16 protein-coding genes and 1 pseudogene are annotated in these 18,225 nt (G+C 43.0%); 7 read left to right on the top strand and 10 right to left on the bottom strand.

Annotated elements, in window-relative coordinates:
- Positions 1–365 precede the first annotated feature (365 nt).
- Positions 366–1,001 (bottom strand): FMN-dependent NADH-azoreductase, encoded by a 636-nt coding sequence (locus BM358_RS15765; RefSeq protein ID WP_023986849.1) that lies wholly within the window; start codon positions 999–1,001, stop codon positions 366–368.
- A gap of 49 nt (positions 1,002–1,050) precedes the next feature.
- Positions 1,051–1,434: a tautomerase family protein gene (locus BM358_RS15760; RefSeq protein ID WP_023986848.1), complete on the bottom strand. Its 384-nt coding sequence runs from the start codon at positions 1,432–1,434 to the stop codon at positions 1,051–1,053.
- Positions 1,435–1,566: 132 nt separating this feature from the next.
- On the opposite strand from BM358_RS15760, the gene BM358_RS15755 reads away from it, so the two are divergent.
- The gene (locus tag BM358_RS15755; RefSeq protein ID WP_028541111.1) at positions 1,567–4,095 is read left to right on the top strand and encodes a helix-turn-helix domain-containing protein; all 2,529 of its coding nucleotides are present in this window, start codon (positions 1,567–1,569) and stop codon (positions 4,093–4,095) included.
- 1,290 nt (positions 4,096–5,385) lie between these two features.
- Here BM358_RS15755 and BM358_RS15750 read toward each other — a convergent pair.
- Positions 5,386–6,315, bottom strand: a complete 930-nt coding sequence (locus BM358_RS15750; protein WP_231517152.1) for a LysR family transcriptional regulator — start codon at positions 6,313–6,315, stop codon at positions 5,386–5,388.
- Between the two features lie 188 nt (positions 6,316–6,503).
- Between BM358_RS15750 and BM358_RS15745 the strand changes: the two genes are divergently transcribed.
- Genes BM358_RS15745 through BM358_RS15735 form a run of 3 tightly spaced genes read left to right on the top strand, consistent with a single transcriptional unit; the run spans position 6,504 to position 9,221 of the window.
- Positions 6,504–7,355: an MBL fold metallo-hydrolase gene (locus BM358_RS15745; protein ID WP_028541113.1), complete on the top strand. Its 852-nt coding sequence runs from the start codon at positions 6,504–6,506 to the stop codon at positions 7,353–7,355.
- 55 nt (positions 7,356–7,410) lie between these two features.
- Positions 7,411–7,890 carry a GNAT family N-acetyltransferase gene (locus BM358_RS15740; protein ID WP_028541114.1) on the top strand — a complete coding sequence of 160 codons (480 nt, stop codon included), beginning with the start codon at positions 7,411–7,413 and terminating at the stop codon, positions 7,888–7,890.
- Positions 7,891–7,943: 53 nt separating this feature from the next.
- Positions 7,944–9,221 carry an MFS transporter gene (locus BM358_RS15735; RefSeq protein WP_028541115.1) on the top strand — a complete coding sequence of 426 codons (1,278 nt, stop codon included), beginning with the start codon at positions 7,944–7,946 and terminating at the stop codon, positions 9,219–9,221.
- A 260-nt stretch (positions 9,222–9,481) separates the two neighbouring features.
- On the opposite strand, the pseudogene BM358_RS27195 reads toward BM358_RS15735, so the two are convergent.
- From BM358_RS27195 to BM358_RS15705, 6 genes and pseudogenes are all read right to left on the bottom strand, one after another.
- Positions 9,482–9,945 (bottom strand): annotated as a pseudogene (locus BM358_RS27195) (recombinase family protein); the annotation flags it as partial.
- A 185-nt stretch (positions 9,946–10,130) separates the two neighbouring features.
- A complete protein-coding gene (locus BM358_RS15725; RefSeq protein WP_023986842.1) occupies positions 10,131–11,450 on the bottom strand; it encodes an ABC transporter permease in 1,320 nt (439 codons plus the stop codon).
- Positions 11,443–12,345 carry an ABC transporter ATP-binding protein gene (locus tag BM358_RS15720; RefSeq protein ID WP_023986841.1) on the bottom strand — a complete coding sequence of 301 codons (903 nt, stop codon included), beginning with the start codon at positions 12,343–12,345 and terminating at the stop codon, positions 11,443–11,445. Before BM358_RS15720 ends, BM358_RS15725 begins: the two co-directional genes overlap by 8 nt.
- A 2-nt stretch (positions 12,346–12,347) precedes the next feature.
- Positions 12,348–13,283, bottom strand: a complete 936-nt coding sequence (locus tag BM358_RS15715; RefSeq protein ID WP_049828385.1) for an ATP-binding cassette domain-containing protein — start codon at positions 13,281–13,283, stop codon at positions 12,348–12,350.
- A gap of 41 nt (positions 13,284–13,324) precedes the next feature.
- Positions 13,325–13,726 (bottom strand): GntR family transcriptional regulator, encoded by a 402-nt coding sequence (locus tag BM358_RS15710; protein WP_023986839.1) that lies wholly within the window; start codon positions 13,724–13,726, stop codon positions 13,325–13,327.
- A 41-nt stretch (positions 13,727–13,767) separates the two neighbouring features.
- A complete protein-coding gene (locus BM358_RS15705; RefSeq protein WP_028541117.1) occupies positions 13,768–14,487 on the bottom strand; it encodes a hypothetical protein in 720 nt (239 codons plus the stop codon).
- 235 nt (positions 14,488–14,722) lie between these two features.
- Between BM358_RS15705 and BM358_RS15700 the strand changes: the two genes are divergently transcribed.
- Together BM358_RS15700 and BM358_RS15695 are read left to right on the top strand one after the other, a co-directional pair.
- On the top strand, positions 14,723–14,950 hold the full coding sequence (locus BM358_RS15700; protein ID WP_028541118.1) for a DUF1858 domain-containing protein: 228 nt from the start codon (positions 14,723–14,725) through the stop codon (positions 14,948–14,950).
- Between the two features lie 14 nt (positions 14,951–14,964).
- Positions 14,965–16,224 (top strand): DUF438 domain-containing protein, encoded by a 1,260-nt coding sequence (locus BM358_RS15695; RefSeq protein WP_028541119.1) that lies wholly within the window; start codon positions 14,965–14,967, stop codon positions 16,222–16,224.
- Here the strand turns inward: BM358_RS15695 and BM358_RS15690 are convergent.
- Positions 16,213–16,725, bottom strand: a complete 513-nt coding sequence (locus BM358_RS15690) for a GNAT family N-acetyltransferase (protein ID WP_028541120.1) — start codon at positions 16,723–16,725, stop codon at positions 16,213–16,215. The two genes, BM358_RS15695 and BM358_RS15690, sit on opposite strands and share 12 nt — an antisense overlap.
- 147 nt (positions 16,726–16,872) lie before the next feature.
- Between BM358_RS15690 and BM358_RS15685 the strand changes: the two genes are divergently transcribed.
- Complete coding sequence (locus BM358_RS15685) at positions 16,873–18,159, top strand: hypothetical protein (protein WP_028541121.1); 1,287 nt, start codon at positions 16,873–16,875, stop codon at positions 18,157–18,159.
- Positions 18,160–18,225: the final 66 nt, after the last annotated feature.

The following is an 18,225-nucleotide window of genomic DNA, read 5'->3' as shown; positions in this document are numbered from 1 at the left end:
TCAAAGGTGCCGCTTGTACATAGTTTTGCATCGCAAGGGAGAAACCGGTTGTGGTTACGATACGACGCTGGAAACGGTGAAAAATAGAGGTATGCAAACGGCATACAATCCCCCACCACTGATCAGCACAATGAATAAGATTAAACCGCTCACAGTTGCCAGCGTAATTCCGCTTATAAACAGAGTTTGCCCGCTAATGCTCACTGACACTCGCCCTGTAATCTGACCTGCAATGATTAGTCCCAGTCCGTTCAGGGCAAACAGTATGCTGAATAGCTGCGGAGACGTACCGAACAGATTTTGAATGACAAACGTGAGCCGGAGATGTATGCAAACATGTTTTACGATACATGCTTCATCATTGCTTAGAAGTTTTGCGCTGCTGTACGTGCTTGTCCAATGGCTTCGGCTTTGATCTGAGGCGCACGCTCTCCTGCTGAAGATATACCCTCGATGTATAGATGATCCACGTCAGTAATTCCCACAAAATTCAGTACGGTTTTCAGGTGACGGCTGCCGTTCTCCCGATCAGCGACAGGACCTGCGGAGTACACGCCGCCACTAGCTTGGATGTGGAACGCTTTTTTGTTTTTGAGCAGGCCGACCGGGCCGTTTTCGGTGTATTTGAATGTTTTAGCTCTGACACAGAAGGAATCAATGTATGCTTTCATCACCGGAGGATATGAGAAATTCCACATCGGTGTCACGAACACATATTTGTCTGCGGTCACGAACTCCTCCAGGAGTTCATTTAACTGAGTTACTTTTTGCTGCTGTTCCACTGTCAGTTGATTGAACGTACCGCCCGTTTGCAGCTTGCCCCACGCTTCCAATACGTCAGCATCAATGTACGGAATGTTGCGTCGATACAGATCCACATGAATAACCTCATCCTGTGGGTGGCTTTCGCGATAAGCTTGTACAAATTGTTCGCCGGCAGCAAGGCTGTAGGATGCTTCCGGGTTACCAGGGTGAGCAGTAATATATAATAATGTTGACATGGTTATGACTTCCTTTCTTATATAAACGAAATTTATGATGGGTAATGAGTTAGGCGAGGAATGGACCAAGACCATTGCCATACGACCAGTTTTCTTTCGTAACCTCAATAAGATTGATGAATACATCCTCTTTACGAATACCAATCTTCTGATGCAACTGCTCGGCAAGTGCCGCGTAAAAATCTTTTTTCACTTCATCAGAACGACCGATGTTCAAAGTGATTTGAATGATAAGAAATCCATCACTTCTTTCAATGTCGAGACACGTTGGATCAAAACTCAAATTTTCGCGATCCAGTTCTTCAATAATCAAAAACCGATCGTTTGCAGGTACATGCAGTTTATCCACGACAGTTTGCAAGACAACTTCCCCGATCTGCGTTTTCTCTTTACTCGGACGACCCTTCAGTGTAACAATGCGAGTTAAAGGCATCAGTGTTACCTCCTTGTTTTGTTTATGTTGATATGGATTATTTTATCTGCTACAATCCAGAGCACGAATGTACATAAGTTCGTGTTTGTTCGTGTGTTCAAGTTGCTCAAACTATGAAATTCAGGTGATTGAATGGATGACAGTAAATACGCAAAAGATTGGCCCCATGAATGGATCAAAAAAATTCGTACGAGACCTTCCAGACGAGAGACGTCAAAAAAGATGCGGCAAGTGGATCTGGCGAAGCGGGTTGGTGTTGATCCAAGGACGGTACAGCAATGGGAAAGTGGAGATCGTCTACCCAGCATCGGAAACCTCAAGCAGATTATTCAGGTTTTTTGGGAAGAAGGGTTGTTTCTGAAGGGAGATCCTCGCCAGGAAGCTGAACAGCTTTGGATGGCTGTAAAGCGTTTATCGGAAGCGCGTTCAGCCACGAGACGCGAGTTTGAGGATTTTGATAAGGCCTGGTTTGATACGCTGATGACAACCAAAGCTATACAGCCGGAGACAGGCAAAGAAAAGCGAGGTACCGCGGTCACGGCACCAGCCCGATTACGGAAGATGCCATCCACCTTTGTTGGACGACATCAATCCAGAGATGCCTTGGCGGAGCAGTTAACTCACCACGCGCTAGTTTCCATCATTGGATCTGGTGGAATCGGCAAAACGTCCCTTGCTGTCGAACTGGCTTCGACGCTTACGGAACGTTTTCCGCAAGGCATCTGGATGTTTGAATTTGGTGCAATCAGTGAAGCGCATGACGTGGGTCCGTTTCTTTTATCCACGCTGGGGCTGTCAAACCAAGGGAGCCAGCCCGATGTACAAGTTGTACTGGAAACGGCAATCAACCGTAATATGCTATTTATTTTCGATAATTGTGAGCATCTCATTGATGTCATCGCCACGGTGGCCGAGTCTCTTCTGGCAGAGGCACCAGAGTTATCCATTTTGGCGACCAGTCGAGAGCCACTTAACATTGCAGAAGAGTATGTTTACCGAATCCCTCCGCTTTCTTTTCCCGTGGATGAAGTCACACTGGATGAACTTTCCGAAACGGAATTGATAAACTATGAATCCGTACAACTGTTCCTGGAACGAGCCAGCATTCAGGCTCCCCATTTTGCGGTCTCCCTTCCCCATCTGAAACGGATTGCTTCGATATGCAAGAAAATTGGGGGCATCCCGTTAGCGATTGAGCTTGCTGTGGCACGAATGAATATGCTGACCCTGGAACAGATTGAAGAACGTCTGACGAATCAGCTGACCCTGCTGACCGTAGGCAAACGAACAGCCACGCCCCGGCACCAAACGTTACGTTCAACAATTGACTGGAGCTATAATCTACTTACGGGCAGGGAACGTCTTTTATTAAGACGGCTTAGTGTATTCGAAGGAGGTTTCACACTGGAGGCGGTGGAAGGAATCTGCATCTGTGAACCAGACATACCCGATCGGGAAGACCGCATAACTGTGGTAGACGTGGTTGATCTCTTGTCGAGCCTAGTTAACAAGTCTCTAGTCTCCACACAAATCAGCTCGCACTATGGCTCCATTCGCTATTTTCTGCTGGAGGCCATCAAGGAATATGCGAGTGACAAGTTCCGTGAAGAATCCGATGATCGCAAGCGAGATGCTCTCTATGAGTGTCATGTGAGGTATTACATGAAGTACCTTCTACAGGCTGAATCCCAATTTCGGAGCATTGAACGTGAGTCCTGCATCGAGGCGGTAAGACGGGAATATGCCAATCTGCGTTCTGCACTTCAATGGTCTTATTCAAGTGTTCAGGTCCGTCCTAGTGGTCTTCATATGGCGGCGCATCTGTATTGGTTCTGGCTTCACGAAGGCAGGTTGAAAGATGGGTTGTTTTGGTTGGAGAGATTTCTGTACACGGAAGAAGAAAGCCATGCCTTTCGTACGGATTCAGCCAAAGCGTGGCATGGATTGAGTATTATTCAATTTATACAGGGCCATACAAAAACAGCTATGGAAGCAGCGACACGAAGTGTGGAAATTGCCCGTGAACAACAAGAGATTTCCCTGTTAGCCTCATCCCTGCGTTTGCTCGCTTTTCTCCACATTAAGCAGAATTGTATCGAGGAAGCGGAAACGGTTGTACAGCAGAGTGCAGACTTGGCGAGAAGCGCTCATGACTCATGGAATCTTGCCTCTTCTCTGCATGCATACGGCAAAATACGGCTGGAACAGCACCGATACAATGATGCTTCCGTATTGCTGAGAGAAAGTGTACATCTCTTTGAAACGGTACAGGATCAGTGGGAAGTGTCCGGTCCCTATGAATGTCTTGGGTATACCGCTTTGAAACTCGGGAAGCTGGATCAATCAATCGAATATTTCAAGAAATGCATTGCCGCAAGCCAAATATATCGAGGGTCCTGGGTTCTCTCCCGAGGAATTGAGGGGTTAGGGATTACCTTATGCGCTCAGGGAGCGCTGACCGATGCAGCGATCCTTCTTGGAGCAGCCGAGAAAGGTCGTCAAGCCTATGATGAGGGTAGCATACCCAATTTTCCTGACGAACATCGTAAGAGTGTAAGCGCCATTCAGCAGGGTTTGCAGGAACAGGAATGGTATAGATGGTGGAACAAAGGGAAAGAGATGACCCAAGCTCAAGCGCTTGCCTACGCTTTGGAGATATAGAGGGTTGCCAATCGAATGAATAGATAAACTAGACGAACCATACGCTGTCCCCCTTGAACTACAAAGTGATGAAATTCATTTGCTTGTGGCCAAAGGGATTTTTTGATAACAACAAAAGTCGCCATAACACAACATTAAGCAAAACGAGCATACCTATGTTGTGTTGAAAAAGATTCTGTTTCCGCAAGTCAGGTAACCAGAACTGATCCAGGTCGGAATCACTGAAGGTGCACCCTCGCTAACAGTTTTTTCAGAAGTACAGACGGGTCATTACCTCGCACTAAAATTGTTAATAATCCTGATTCACTGGAAAATAAAGCATTAAAGATATAAACTTCGAATAATCTTTTTTCTTGAGCCCTCTCATATGATGAAAGTAATTCAATTTGCGCCTTGGAAACCACGTTGAACCAGAATAACGAGTGCACAGCAGAACTATGGTTACGATACCAACAAAAACCGGACTTTTCACTGGTTTACTTTACGGGCTGTGACAGCTTCGCTGGTACTACCCCGACCTACAATATACGCCTCCTCAGCCAGAGAGCAAGAAGCAGCTTGTCGCCAAGCTGGAGGAAGCAAGGCGCCACATGCATGAGATTGGGGCGTCGCTGCAGAACATAGACCCAGGGCGGCTGGACGCTCTCTTACAAACTGCAGTGTTATTTGGCTAACGGGACACGATGTTGAATGTTGACCACAACAGCGGCCAGTCTAGGATTTTATTTTCGCTTCCTTATCTGCCGCTGTTGCATTTGTCGGATCAGTCGAAAAACATATTTCTCAAAAGCTGACGACCTTTGAAATGGACAATCGCGTAAAATCAGCAACTCCAGTCTACAACTTTATTTTCTTCGAACATCAATTATGATAATTTTCTCGTTTAATCTAAAAATTTTCTTATTTAATATGACACCACTTTCTTCGAACAATAAAGTTGTGTACTAGCGAGTCAACTACAATTATTTCCCCCTGTGCGGTATACAATAAAGTTGTGTGCCCGTCTTTACCTTTTCTAATATTTCTTTACGGGGTAACGTCAGGAAAATGCGGAATTACAACGTTAAGGAAATCCTCATATTAAAAGCCTGATTTTTCAATAAATGCTGGGAAATAAGACTTTTTTCGTTACTCCATTACAGCGCCCGTTTCAAGAAAAACCGTTTATGGTTTAGCTATAGGTATTAAGATTTCAAAATGAGGGTCGCTTGAGTCTGAATCATTTGCCTATTTTTCATGCTTTAAGCTGCTATTATGGAGGAGAAAATGTAACTAAGGCCTCCGGTTGCCTTAACAAATAATTTCCTCTCGTGACCAGTCTCTTGTGTGTTTCAATGTAATATCGATAAACTTTGATAGAGCGGGGGAAATCCACTTGTTTTTATGATAAACAACTTGGGCTGAGATCTGTTTAAGATCACCTTTGCAAGGAATAACCTTTAACCTTCCATCCTTGATTTCATTATTTACAGTTATTAATGGTAAACAAGCAATACCCAGCCCACTCATTACGCAACGTTTTATCGCCTCAATACTCCAAAGTTCCATCGTGTTGGAAAGTAAGATTCCTCTTTCTCGAAGATATTCTTCAAACATGGTTCGATAACTGCATTCTTTCTCATTCGTGATCAAACACTCGTTTAACTTTTGGTTTTCATAGCTTTGATCTAAAACATTCAGCGGGTTGTCATGACTTCCAACAAGGACAATAGGCTCGTCCAATAAAGAATGTACGATTAAATCTGAATCCTGAAACGTTGGCATCATAAGAAATGCAATATCTGCACTACCATTAAGTATTGCTCTCTTGTTATCTCCGCAAGTAGCGTTACTTAGAATGATGCTTACATGGGGAAACTTATTTCTATATTCTCTTAATATAGGTTCAAGTCGATAAACCGTTAAAGATTCAGGAGCAGCAATCCTTAACTCGCCTCTTATTTCATCACCATCATTTACAATGCTTTCGATTTTCCCGTAAGTATCCAAAATTTCTTGAGTATAGTGCAATAATTTCTTGCCTATATCAGTCAATCTTACCTTTCGACCCATCCGATCAAATAGAGGTGCACCCAAATGTTCTTCAAGTGCTTGAATATGAGAAGTGACCGTGGATTGAGTGTAACCTAAATGTTCTGCTGCTTGTGTAAAGCTACCAAATTGAATAACTTTTTTAAATGTAATAAAATGACGTATTTCCATCAGTTCACCAACTTTCAATTTAATCTCACTTCTATAGTATCAAAAAAATCAATGGATAACTTCTCGAATTTCAATTTTACTAACAATTAGTTCCGGGTTAATCTTAAGGAAATTTGAAAACAGAAGGATATTATGTGAAAACCATTCTGGACGTACCTTTTAATTAAGGTATTTACAACGCTAAATAGTCAGGGAGGAGAAATGACATGACGGAAGTTAAAATCAAAAAAAATCCCCTAAACTGGGATGTGTTAGTGTCAAAGCGTCAAGGTCTCAGTAGAGATTTACCAGAAGGACAAGAATTGCTGAAGTGGGTGGCAAATACGGTCACGCTTATCTATGGTGAACAAGACGCAGTCCTCATTGATACATTTCTTACTATTAAAGAAAATCAAGCATTGGTAGATTGGGTTGTCAAAAGTGGTAAAAACTTAACCACAATCTATATCACTCATGGTCATGGTGATCATTTCTTTGGTATAAAGATGCTTTTAGATCGTTTCCCTGATGCAAGAGCGATAGCAACTCCAGGTGCTGTCAAAGCCATGCAAGAACAAATATCTCTTGAATCTTTCTGGCATAAACTCTTTCCTGGTGAGATACCTGAGGATCTAGTCGTCGCTCAGGAACTTGAAGGAAGTGAGTTCGAGCTAGAAGGACAAAAACTTATCGTGGTGAATACTGGGTTTACTGATACTGGAGATACAACGTCTCTACACGTCCCATCAATTGATTTAATCGTTTCAGGGGATGCAACTTATAACGACATTCATCTTTACTTGGCTGAAACCACTAACGAAACTCGAATTGAGTGGATAGCTGTGCTCGACAAACTTGAGGTACTAAAACCACGTGCAGTGGTTGCTGGACATAAGAAACCCGAAAATGAAGATAATCCCAAAATTATCGCCGAGACACAAAATTACATCCGAGATTTTAACCGATTGAATGAAATAACGGAAACAGCACAGGAGCTCTACCATAAGATGTTAGAACTCTATCCAAATAGAGCTAATCCAGGTGCACTTTGGGGAGCAGCAAAAGCAGCGAAATCTTAATAAAAGGTATATATAATAGCATTCTTTTAATAAACACGGTTGGAGGAGTTAATAAATGATTACGGTTTACGATGATAGTTATAAAGAAGAAGTCATTAAATTAATATTGCATGTACAGAATGTCGAATATGAAGTGGGTATTAGTCTTAAAGAACAACCGGACATTCTGGACATTCATTCAAATTATATAAATGATGGCGGTAATTTTTGGATAGCGTTAAATGATAACGGAGAGGTCGTAGGTTCAATTGGTTTGCAAAAGAAAAATAAGGAGGTTGCTGTATTAAAGAAATTTTTTGTTTATAAAGACTACCGTGGTAAAGAATTTGGGACAGGAAAAAAGCTTTATGAAGCACTGCTTGATTTTGCTAAGAAACAAGGTTTTTCTAAGATAATTTTAGATACCCCATCTAAAGCCACTAGGTCACACGGTTTCTATAAAAAGGCTGGATTTAAAGAGATTGATAAAGAAGATTTGCCAATTAAATATGATTATCCTGACCGCAATTCAATTATATTTCTATTAGAACTATAACAAAAGGAAAGAAGGTCTTATTTTTATGGAATAGTTAAACGGAGGGTTTGTCTTTGAAGAATAAGATTATATTGTTTTGTTTACTAAGTACTGTATTACTCGGAGTAATGAATAGTTTCTTTTTTAATTTAGCTCTCGTACCAATTGCTAAAGACTTAAATATTTCTATATCTTTTAGCAGTTGGTTTATCTTAGGGTATTCAATTATGGTTACAGTAGGTTCAATAATATACAGTAAGCTTGCTGAAAGCATTCAATTAAAAAAACTATATCTATTTGCTTTAGTTATCTTTGTTCTTTTCTCTATCTTGGGCTTTTTTATGGATCATTTTTATTTACTTGTATTATCTAGAATGGCACAAGGAGTCGGAGGGGCAGCCTTTATTTCACTGACAATGGTTGCAATTATAGATGTACTTGATCGAGCATTATTACCGATAGGTCTTGCTTTTATAAGCTTTGCTATGGCTTTAGGATCAGGTTTAGGACCTTTACTGAGTGGTATTATTCTATCCATAACGGATTGGCACATGTTATTTTTATTTATGAGTTGTGCAATAATTTTTATACCAATTTTATATTTTACTTTTCCAGAAAATAAGGTAGAAAATAAGACTCCATTTGATTGGTTAGGGACGTTTTATTTATTATTATGTATTCTCTTTTTATTATGTGCCTTGAACATTAATTTTCTTTTTATTGTTTTTTGTAGTTTATTTTCCCTAGTATTCATTCGCCATATCAATACCGTTTCTTACCCAATTATTGATAAAAAAATATTTAATAATACAATTTTTGTTAGAATAACTAGTCTTAGTTTTTTGTTATTTTTTTTGCTAGGAGCAAATGTTTTTCTTCTCTCTTATATTTTTTCTTATACTTTTAATCCCATACAGTCTGGAATCCTATTTTTTATAAGTGCTTTAATAGGAGGGTTTGCAAGTATAGGGATTGGGAAGAATATGACTAATAAAAATGTGAAAAAATTCTATAGAATAGGATTATATATTTTTTTCATAGGTTATTTAATTAGTATTTTTAACTCAAAAATAGGCATAGTATACATTTTAACAAGTGTTTGTTGCTTCATTGCCTTTTCTGTTGTACAAGTTGCTTTAAATAATTTATTAGATTTGGAACTGAAAGAATCCAAGAAAATAAGTATTGGTGTTTATAATTTATGCAATTTTATCGGTATGAGTATTGGTGTAGCATTATTTAGTAAATTAGTTATTATATTTAATATAAATATTTGTTTTATTTTTTTATTAGCGACTGTGATTACAAAAGGATTCATGTCAAACAATATTAATACAGCAAAAGGAAACTAGTACTGAGTGAAACTGAAGGGATTTTTCAGAAAGATCGGTCATTGGCTGGTTAGTTAATCAGCTTTCCAACATACCCATTTATATTATTCCTTTGGATAGTAAAATAATATTTAACAATGGTAAGGAGATAACTGGATATGAAATATATTCGTTCAATACCTGTAGTTAGTTCCTAAGAGGGGTACGGAAACGATTCGGGGATTGAGAGGCCACATATAAAATAATCCCCAGTTATTATACCCCTTTTTCCTCTATTTCCTTTAAAACGCTGCCTGACTAACCCCTGTAATAGTACAAATTTCCTTTACAGTTTTATCTGTTGTTTTTCGTAATTCAATTGCATGGTTCATTCCTGGGTGTTTATCTGTATTTTTTTTACCCTTCCTCGATATTTTCCCTTTTGCTTAGCCAATTTTATCCCCGAACGTTGCTTTTCTTTAATCATTTCTCGATCTAGCTCACTGAATACTGCCATAACAGTTAAAAAGAATTTACCAGTAGGTGTTCTTGTATCAATTCCTAAGTTTTAGATAATAAAATGTATGTTTCTTTCACGAAGTTGTTCAACCAGCTGCAACAACTGTCAGTATTTCGATCAAGACCTTCCATTCTAGTCACAACTAAGGTATCATCGGCAGCTATCTTGGAAAGAAGTTCACCCAATTGATGCTTCTGTTTAGAAACACCACTAATTTTCTCCTTTTACAATTTCGTTCACTCCAAATTATTAATCATCACCATTTAAAGTAGAAATGCCTTGATCCATCGGTACTTCTGATGAGTCAAGGCCCCCACTCTGTCCAAAACATATATTAAATAAAATTTCATTTATTAATTACATTTCTCACTAATTATGAAAAAAATTCTCATTAATTATGACACCACACATCACACATCGACAACAGCTTCTTAAATCTTGTAAGCCTTCATAGCTTTTCTTAACTCTTTGAATGAAGGACGTTTACCATACATTAAGACACCCGTACGGTAGATCTTGGCAGCCAGCCAACCGAACAACAAAATGGAGGCGACCAGAATACCAAGGGACAGCCAGATTTCCAGCAGGCTCGCCCGCTCCAGACCAATCCGCAGCAGCATGACGGTTGGCGAGAAAAATGGGATGTACCCGGCCACTTTTACGAAAATCGTATCAGGTGCGGCGATATTGAAGATACCGATATAAAAGGCTGCTAGTGACAGCACGGTAATCGGCATGATCGCCTGTCCCAACTCCTCGGTACGGCTAACGATGGAGCCCACCGCAGCGAACAATACTGCGTACAGAAAGTAGCCGAGGATGTAGAATACCAGACCATAACCCAACACCGCGATATTCAGTTGCGACAGATCCAGCCCGGCTGAGCTAAGAATGACATTATTATGCGGCAGCATAAGGTTGGCACATACAACGGCTGCAAAAACAGCAATTTGCAGTAGACCGACCAGGAAGATGCCGATAATTTTTCCGAACATCTGGGTCAGCGGTGAAACGCTTGTGATAAGAATCTCCATGATACGTGAGCTTTTTTCCGATGTCACCTCTGCAGCAATCATATTCCCCGTCATCATGGAGGAGGTGAAGAATAAAATCATCAGTACATAGACCAAACCATAGTTAATCATAGAGGTTTCTTTTTCCTCTGTCCCCACAGCTCCTCCTGCCTCAGATGGACCGTCTACTTCCCTGCTATCCACCATTACAGGTGTGCTAATTTCACGAATTTGATCGCTGGTCAATGCATTGCCGCCCATAATGGCTTTGACCTTAGCTTCCTGAAGTCCCGTCTGCAACAATGTAATTACAGCAGGAGATGGCTCTTTTTCTACAGAGACGTACTCCACTTTAGGAAACGTGTCTCCCTTGGCGTCAGGCTCCGTGAACTGCACGTAACCTTGCAGCTCCCCGTTTTTCAAGGCTTGCTGCATGGCCGGCGTTTGTACGTTGTCATAACGCACCCAGATGGCTGCCGGGTTGGATTGCTTCTTTGTAAATTGCTCCAGCTGATTCGCCACTTCTATCCGGCTCCCAGCAATCAGTCCCAAGCGATGATGCTCGGCTGCCGTTGTGCCCGAACCTCCTGCCCCATCTCCTTTAAACAAAGAAATCATATACGGCAGATTCATACCAATTGTAATGAGCAAGGCCAGTACCAGCGTTGTAATGATAAAAGATTTGGTTCTCGCCTTCTGACGAAACGTAAAGCCGATCACCGTACCCAGTCTATTCATGGGAATCACCCACCTCTCTTATGAAAATCTCGTTCAGCGTAGGTTCCTTGATCTCAAAATGCTCCACATCCGTTTGCTCCAACGCCGTTTGTAAAATCAACTTCGCCGCATCCGGCTGCTCAATATGCAGCATCCAGCCGCGATCCATAGGCTCTGCACGGCGCACGCCGGGCAGCTGCTCCAGTCCGTTCACTTCACCTGTAGTAATGAGACGAACCTTTTCACGTGGGTAACGGCCCTTAATCTCCTGCACACTTCCCTGCACAACTGTATTTGAGCGATGCAAAATCGTAATATGGCGGCATAGTTCCTCCACATGCTCCATGCGGTGGGTCGAGAATAAAATCGCAGCCCCATCATCCCGCAGCTCTTTCACCGTATCCTTAAGCAATTCAACGTTCACCGGATCAAGCCCACTGAAGGCCTCATCCAAAATAAGCAGCGTCGGGCGATGCACTACAGCAGCAATAAAACCCATTTTCTGCTGATTCCCCTTGGATAGCTCCTCAATCCGCTTGTCGTAATATTCCGGCACCCCAAAGCGCTCCAGCCAGTAGCGTAGACTTTTGTCCGCCTCCTTGGCCGACATGCCGCGCAGCCTGCCCAAATAGTTAATTTGCTCGCTCACCTTCACCTTGGGGTACAACCCTCGCTCCTCAGGCAAATAACCCATCGTCCGTTGGAGCTCCTTGCTGTAGGGCTTGCCCTCATATTGAATGTTTCCTCCATCAGGGTAAATCAGGCCGAGCACCATGCGCATCGTTGTCGTTTTGCCTGCTCCATTGCCTCCCAGTAGTCCGTAAATCTCCCCGCCGTTCACATTCAGCGAAATTCCGTTCACCGCCGTGTGGTTCCCATATTGCTTCACGACCTCTTTCAATTGCAGCATGCTCATGATTACTCCGCTCCTTTTTTCTGCGTATATATCTCCACATCTTCTGATAGTTGTCCCGCAGACCAATGTACTAAAATATCATCCAGTTCCAAACGCCGCACACGGATGGGGCGAATGCCCGCTTGTTCCAATATGGCGCTGGTCTCTCCGGCTGCCAACGTTACAATTCGTTGCAATCCGCCTTCGCTCTCCGTCTCTACCACTCCCGGAAGCTCCGATGCCTCCTCTGGCGTGCCTTCAAACCACATTTCCTTGCTATTTTCGAGCAAATGGTCTTTTTCCAGCTTGCCGAGCAGCCTGCCATCATGCATCAGAACAATATAATCCGCCAAACGCTTAATCTCGTCTATAATATGAGTAGCAATAATGACCGTCGTTTTGCCGTTCTCCATACAATCCCGCAGTTCTTCCAGCATGATTTTCCAGGCAAAAGGGTCTAAACCCGACGAAGGCTCATCCAGCAGCAACAAACGGGGGTGAGGCGCCAAGGCTGCAGCCAGCTCAAACTTACGGCGCTCTCCCTTGGACATACGCGATAATTTCGTATGCTGAGGAACCTGAAATCGTTCCATCAGACGCTGAAAACGTGTTTCATCCCAGCCGGGATACCACAAGGCTCGAAAAGCCGCTGCTGCTTCTGCTGTGAGTCGATCTTCCTCATGCGTCGGCTGCTCTGACACATACCCAACCCATTGTCGTGTATCTGCTGGCATGCCGTCTGGATATGCTTGACCGAACCAACGGATTTCACCGGAATCCGGGTGGATAAGCTGAGTCAGCAGGTGAATCAATGTACTTTTGCCCGATCCGTTATGTCCAGCCAAAGCGACTACATATCCCGGTTCAATGGTTAGATTAATCGGTCCAATTTCCCGGTTACCCCGGGTTTTATAGACCTCGCTCATCTCAATAATGGGTGTTTTTATCTGTATCCCCATAGGAACTTCCACATGATGATTTACATCGTTCTTCACGGGCGTCACTCCTTCACTTGGACTTCATACCTTCTCTTCACCATTTCTGCGAAAAGCTCCCACAATTCCTGTTCTGTCATCTGCACAGCGATGCCTGTGTCAATCGCCGTTTCCAACGCCTCGGTCACTGCTTTAAGGCGGTAACCTGAGCGCTTATCGTCCTCAACCAGAGCTACGAAGGTGCCCGTCCCCTGCCGGGTACGAAGCAAGCCCTCGTTCTCCAAATCCTGATAGACCCGCCGGACAGTGATGACGCTGCAGCGGAGCGTCCCTGCAAACTCCCGAATGGAGGGAAGCAGCGTTCCCGCTGCAATCTGTCCGGTTACGATGAGTGAACGAAGTTGCTTTTCAATCTGCGCATACAGTGGTTCCGCGCTATTCTCATCAATTTGCACTGGTATATTCACCTGCTTCTCCCCCCTTTTTATCTATCTTTGTACACATACCGCTAAGTTAAGTCCCGTTTCATAAGCCTACGCTGTGTCACCCTATAGGACACGCACATACCCAGAACTCCTGCCAGCAGCGCTCCCCACATTACCGGAGACAACAGCTGCCATTCCTTGCTATAAAATGCCGTTATCGATACCAGATTGGCCCCACATACTCGAACTATAATCGTAACTATCCCACAAATAAGCATGATGACAATGGATATCCAAAAGTAGGATTTTCCTTTTTTAAGAAATTCTAAATGAATATAAATGGCTTGAATCAGCATTCCGTAGCCTATCCAGGTAAGTGCAAACGATACAAAGAAACCTGTACTGGCATATACCCGAAACGTAGCTGACAAAGTAAACAAGTGAGTGAAAAATATCACACTATTCACAACAAACGCCAAAAGTGCCTGTTGAATTCGACTCATAATCACCGCATTCATCGGTATAGGCAAGGTGCGGAAAAAGGCTAGCATATGCGTATAGGAATCTTCCTGAAGATATTTAAATGCACGACGGTTATAAATGAATCCGAGAAACGGAATCAACACCAGCATGATAAAATCGGCTACTGGACTCAAGTTTCCACGTTCATCCCAATGCACACTTACAGCAAAACTCATGGTAAATCCCAAATACGCAATAAACAGCAATGTCCACAGCATGACATATGGATTGTTGCGAAAATCGTGCCGGGTAATCTTCCATGCCTGCTTGATGATTGTCATTTTCTTATCCTGATCCCTTCTGCACTGCCTGTAATGACGACCTCATTCTCTCTTCATACGAAGTTGTTATTACAGTAACCAGTGTTATTACTGTATATATCCTTATACACAGTATATAAACCATGAATTACAACTGTCAACACCTGAATGTAAATTGTGCGTACAATCACAAAAGCTCGCCAGGACCTATGCTACTCTGTAAATGATAAACGTTCTCAATCAAGGGGATGAACAAATGGATAAGCTACTGCACTGGGATGAGCCGATATTTAACCTTGTTAACCGTCACCCCGAAGTGAAGGACATTATGGTAGAGCTGGGTTTTCACGATATCGCCAAGCCTGGCATGTTACAAACCGCAGGTCGTTTTATGACACTGTCCAAAGGTATTGCATTAAAAAAAGTAGCTATGGAAACCGTGGAACGCACGTTTTTGCAACATGGTTTTACCATTCAAAAATAAAGGAGCTAACGATCATGAGCGAGCTAATTAACAACCGTGAACATACAGCACAGGAATTAACTGAACGCCAACAAACGCTAAAGGAAATTATAAAAGAATTACATGCCGGGAAAAGCGTGGAGGAAGTCAAAGCGCGTTTCGCAGAGGCTGTTGGCGGAGTAAGCGTAGCCGAAATTTCGGCTATGGAGCATGCATTGATGACTGAGGAGGGAATTCCCGTATCGGAAGTGCAGCGTCTTTGTTCCGTGCATACATCGATATTCAAGGGTTCCATTGAGGATATCCACCGTCCTTCAGGACCAGAAGAACAACCGGGACATCCCGTTCATACCTTCAAGCTGGAAAATCGAGAGATCGAACAATTGGTCAACTTCAAGTTGTCATTGCACGCGGACCAATTTCAAAAGGACGACAGCCCCAAAATCATCTACAAGTTACTGGAAGATTTAAGTCTGCTGCTCGATCTCGACAAGCACTATAGCCGCAAAGAAAATCTGGTCTTTCCTTATCTAGAACGCTATGGGATTTTTGGTCCAACTAAAGTTATGTGGGGTGTGGACGACAGCATTCGTGCCGCGATTAAGGAGGCAAAGAGTCTGCTCACCGAATATAACGGAGATCGTGAACAGATTGGGAAGGCACTTGCCCATATCATGAGCGAAGTGAATGAAATGATATTCAAGGAAGAAAATATTTTGCTACCGATGGCACTCAGTAAGCTGACAGAGGATGAGTGGCTGAAAATAGCCCGGGAAAGCGAGGAAATCGGGTTCTGCCTGACCGCTCCCGAACGTGAATGGATACCCGAACGGGCAGAGGAACCTGCAGAAGCCCTTGAGCAAACGGAAGGCACATCCGGAACACCGCAAGGCTTCGTGAGATTCGAGACGGGGATTATATCCGTACAACAATTGGAATTGCTGTTGAATCATCTACCCGTTGACCTGACTTTTATCGATGAAAATGATGTTGTTCGCTATTTTTCCCATGGTAAGGAACGAATCTTCGCGCGCACGAAAGCCGTCATTGGTCGTACCGTACAGAATTGCCATCCGCCCCAAAGCGTGCATGTCGTTGAGAAGCTACTGGAAGATTTTAAAGCAGGCCGCAAGGATGTTGAAGATTTTTGGATTCCAATCAAGGACAAATTTGTCTACATCCGTTATTTTGCCATCCGTGATGCTGAGGGCCACTATCTGGGAACGTTGGAATTTACGCAAAATATTGCACCAATTCGTGCCTTGGAAGGACAAAAGCGTATTCTATCCGAATAGTATCCAACCGTAAGCCACCATGTTCAGGTTTTTGCCACCCAAACTTATAATATGTTGTTCTACTATAAGTTTGGCCCCCAGCTTTTCATAAAAAGTACATGCTGGATTATCTGCTAGCACCCATACGATTACAGAGTGAATATCCATACTATTAAAATGTTGAAGCAGACGTAAAAATAGTCTCTTTCCCAAGCCTAAACTATGGTATTCACTCAAAACGTAAATAGCCGTTATTTCTCCCCCATACGGGGGATATTCACCTGACTTTTCTGGACCCCCACTCACAAATCCGATGATTTCCCCCTTCTCATTTTCAGCAACATATACCCGATGACCGTCTTCACTGGATAGATTCGCATTCCACAGTTCTGTTCTTTGCTCATAGGAAAGCTGTTCCAGAACCTGGGCAGGCATTATATCTTTGTACGTCGTCCTCCAGCAATCTACGTGCACCTTGGCGATGCCCTCGGCATCTGATATCGTTGCTTCCCTGATGTTCATGTAAGTTCCACTCCTAGTTTCCAATATTATGCACTCTATTATATCGACGATCCAAATCTTGATCTATAATAAGAATATTCATTGTTTAGTGAAGTTGGATAGGATAACCGTTCACTACACTACTCGTTCATTACTGGAGGATTCGACTTGAATAAAATCGTTTCATTTTATGTGCCGCTTGGCATTTCGTCATTAATTGCTGCACTAACGCATGTCATCGTCAATGCCGTGCTTGCTCGTTCGGAACATCCTTCGTTTACATTAAGCAGCTATGCGGTCGCCGTCAGCCTGTGCCTACTGTTGGAAACTCCGTTAACCGCTGTACGGCAAATGACCACGAAATTCGGTTATGATCGCAAGTCCGTTCATTCTATCGGTATTTTATGTACGTTCGTCGCTGTGGCTGTATTGATCATAGGCTGGAGCATCGGGTTGACGCCCGTAGGCAATCTGGTCTTTCAATATGTATTTGGTGTGTCCCCAGTATTGATCGAACCCACCAAGAACGTATTTCAGGTTCTTACTTTACTATACATATTGGTAGCTGTCCGTAACATATATCAGGGACTTATTATTAACAAGCACCGAACGGCATGGATGACATTCAGCTCGTCCATACGTATTATCGTGATGCTAATTGCTTCCTGGTTTTTGATCCGTGCTGGCTGGACGAATGACGGACGAGTCGGTGCCGCCATTTTTATTGCAGGTATTCTCATAGAGCTGGTCGTTACTTTTTTAGAAGGCCGGGTTCTCAAAAGAAAGCTGCCTCCTGACAACGCGGAGCAAACCATCCATCATGCGAAGCATCTTCTACCTTTTTATCTTCCTTTGCTATATTCGGCGCTGGTGCTGGTTATCCTGAATCCTTCCATCCAAGCTGCGCTGAACAATACAACTGATCCACTTTTGGCCGTGGCATCCTTTTCTGTAGCACTGCAAATCCTAAATCTATTGGTCTGGTTTTGCAGCTCTTTGCATCAAATTGTGATTCAATTTTATACGTCCAAGCGCAGGGAAGTGCTGATATTTTTGAGCTTTTTGTCTATCCTGTCGCCGCTGCTACTACTGTTACTTTCCTTCGGATTTGCTGGCGATCCTGTGTTACGGAATGTATTGGGATTGGAAGGAGAATTGTTGCTAGAAACCAGAGGATTGCTTCGCATACTGGCTGTCTATGTCGCATTTTATCCTTGGGTGGAATATTTTATTGGGCGTTCGATATTGATCGGCAATACCAAACCTATCTTTATCGGCAGGCTGTTTTCTGTAAGCTTTGCGATTCTCGCGCTTATTCTGTGTATCTGCTTTTTTTCAGGACTGGACGGCAAAGTGGCGGGAATTGTGATGGCTGTTTCCTCCCCTGTCGAGCTGGGTATTTATCTGTTGCTTTACCGAAAAATCTCTACAACCACGATGAATGTGTCATCCTGAAAAAACTTACCTAGAGAGCCTTATGCAAACGCCCCGCACATTGACTCCCTATGGCACAACTCTCTT

The organism is Paenibacillus sp. cl130, assembly GCF_900116035.1.
Classification (GTDB): Bacteria; Bacillota; Bacilli; order Paenibacillales; family Paenibacillaceae; genus Paenibacillus; species Paenibacillus polymyxa_B.
Note: the sequence above shows the minus strand (reverse complement) of the source record. Positions and strands in the feature narration are given on the sequence as shown.

What these genes read in the sequence shown, in the direction of transcription:
- BM358_RS15760 (WP_023986848.1), bottom strand. Translation starts at nt 1,434, where the DNA reads ATGCCTTTAACTCGCATTGTTACACTGAAGGGTCGTCCGAGTAAAGAG.
- BM358_RS15690 (WP_028541120.1), bottom strand. Translation starts at nt 16,725, where the DNA reads ATGAACATCAGGGAAGCAACGATATCAGATGCCGAGGGCATCGCCAAG.
- BM358_RS15705 (WP_028541117.1), bottom strand. Translation starts at nt 14,487, where the DNA reads ATGACAATCATCAAGCAGGCATGGAAGATTACCCGGCACGATTTTCGC.
- BM358_RS15755 (WP_028541111.1), top strand. Translation starts at nt 1,567, where the DNA reads ATGGATGACAGTAAATACGCAAAAGATTGGCCCCATGAATGGATCAAA.
- BM358_RS15700 (WP_028541118.1), top strand. Translation starts at nt 14,723, where the DNA reads ATGGATAAGCTACTGCACTGGGATGAGCCGATATTTAACCTTGTTAAC.
- BM358_RS15745 (WP_028541113.1), top strand. Translation starts at nt 6,504, where the DNA reads ATGACGGAAGTTAAAATCAAAAAAAATCCCCTAAACTGGGATGTGTTA.
- BM358_RS15695 (WP_028541119.1), top strand. Translation starts at nt 14,965, where the DNA reads ATGAGCGAGCTAATTAACAACCGTGAACATACAGCACAGGAATTAACT.
- BM358_RS15720 (WP_023986841.1), bottom strand. Translation starts at nt 12,345, where the DNA reads ATGAGCATGCTGCAATTGAAAGAGGTCGTGAAGCAATATGGGAACCAC.
- BM358_RS15740 (WP_028541114.1), top strand. Translation starts at nt 7,411, where the DNA reads ATGATTACGGTTTACGATGATAGTTATAAAGAAGAAGTCATTAAATTA.
- BM358_RS15715 (WP_049828385.1), bottom strand. Translation starts at nt 13,283, where the DNA reads ATGGGGATACAGATAAAAACACCCATTATTGAGATGAGCGAGGTCTAT.
- BM358_RS15765 (WP_023986849.1), bottom strand. Translation starts at nt 1,001, where the DNA reads ATGTCAACATTATTATATATTACTGCTCACCCTGGTAACCCGGAAGCA.
- BM358_RS15725 (WP_023986842.1), bottom strand. Translation starts at nt 11,450, where the DNA reads ATGAATAGACTGGGTACGGTGATCGGCTTTACGTTTCGTCAGAAGGCG.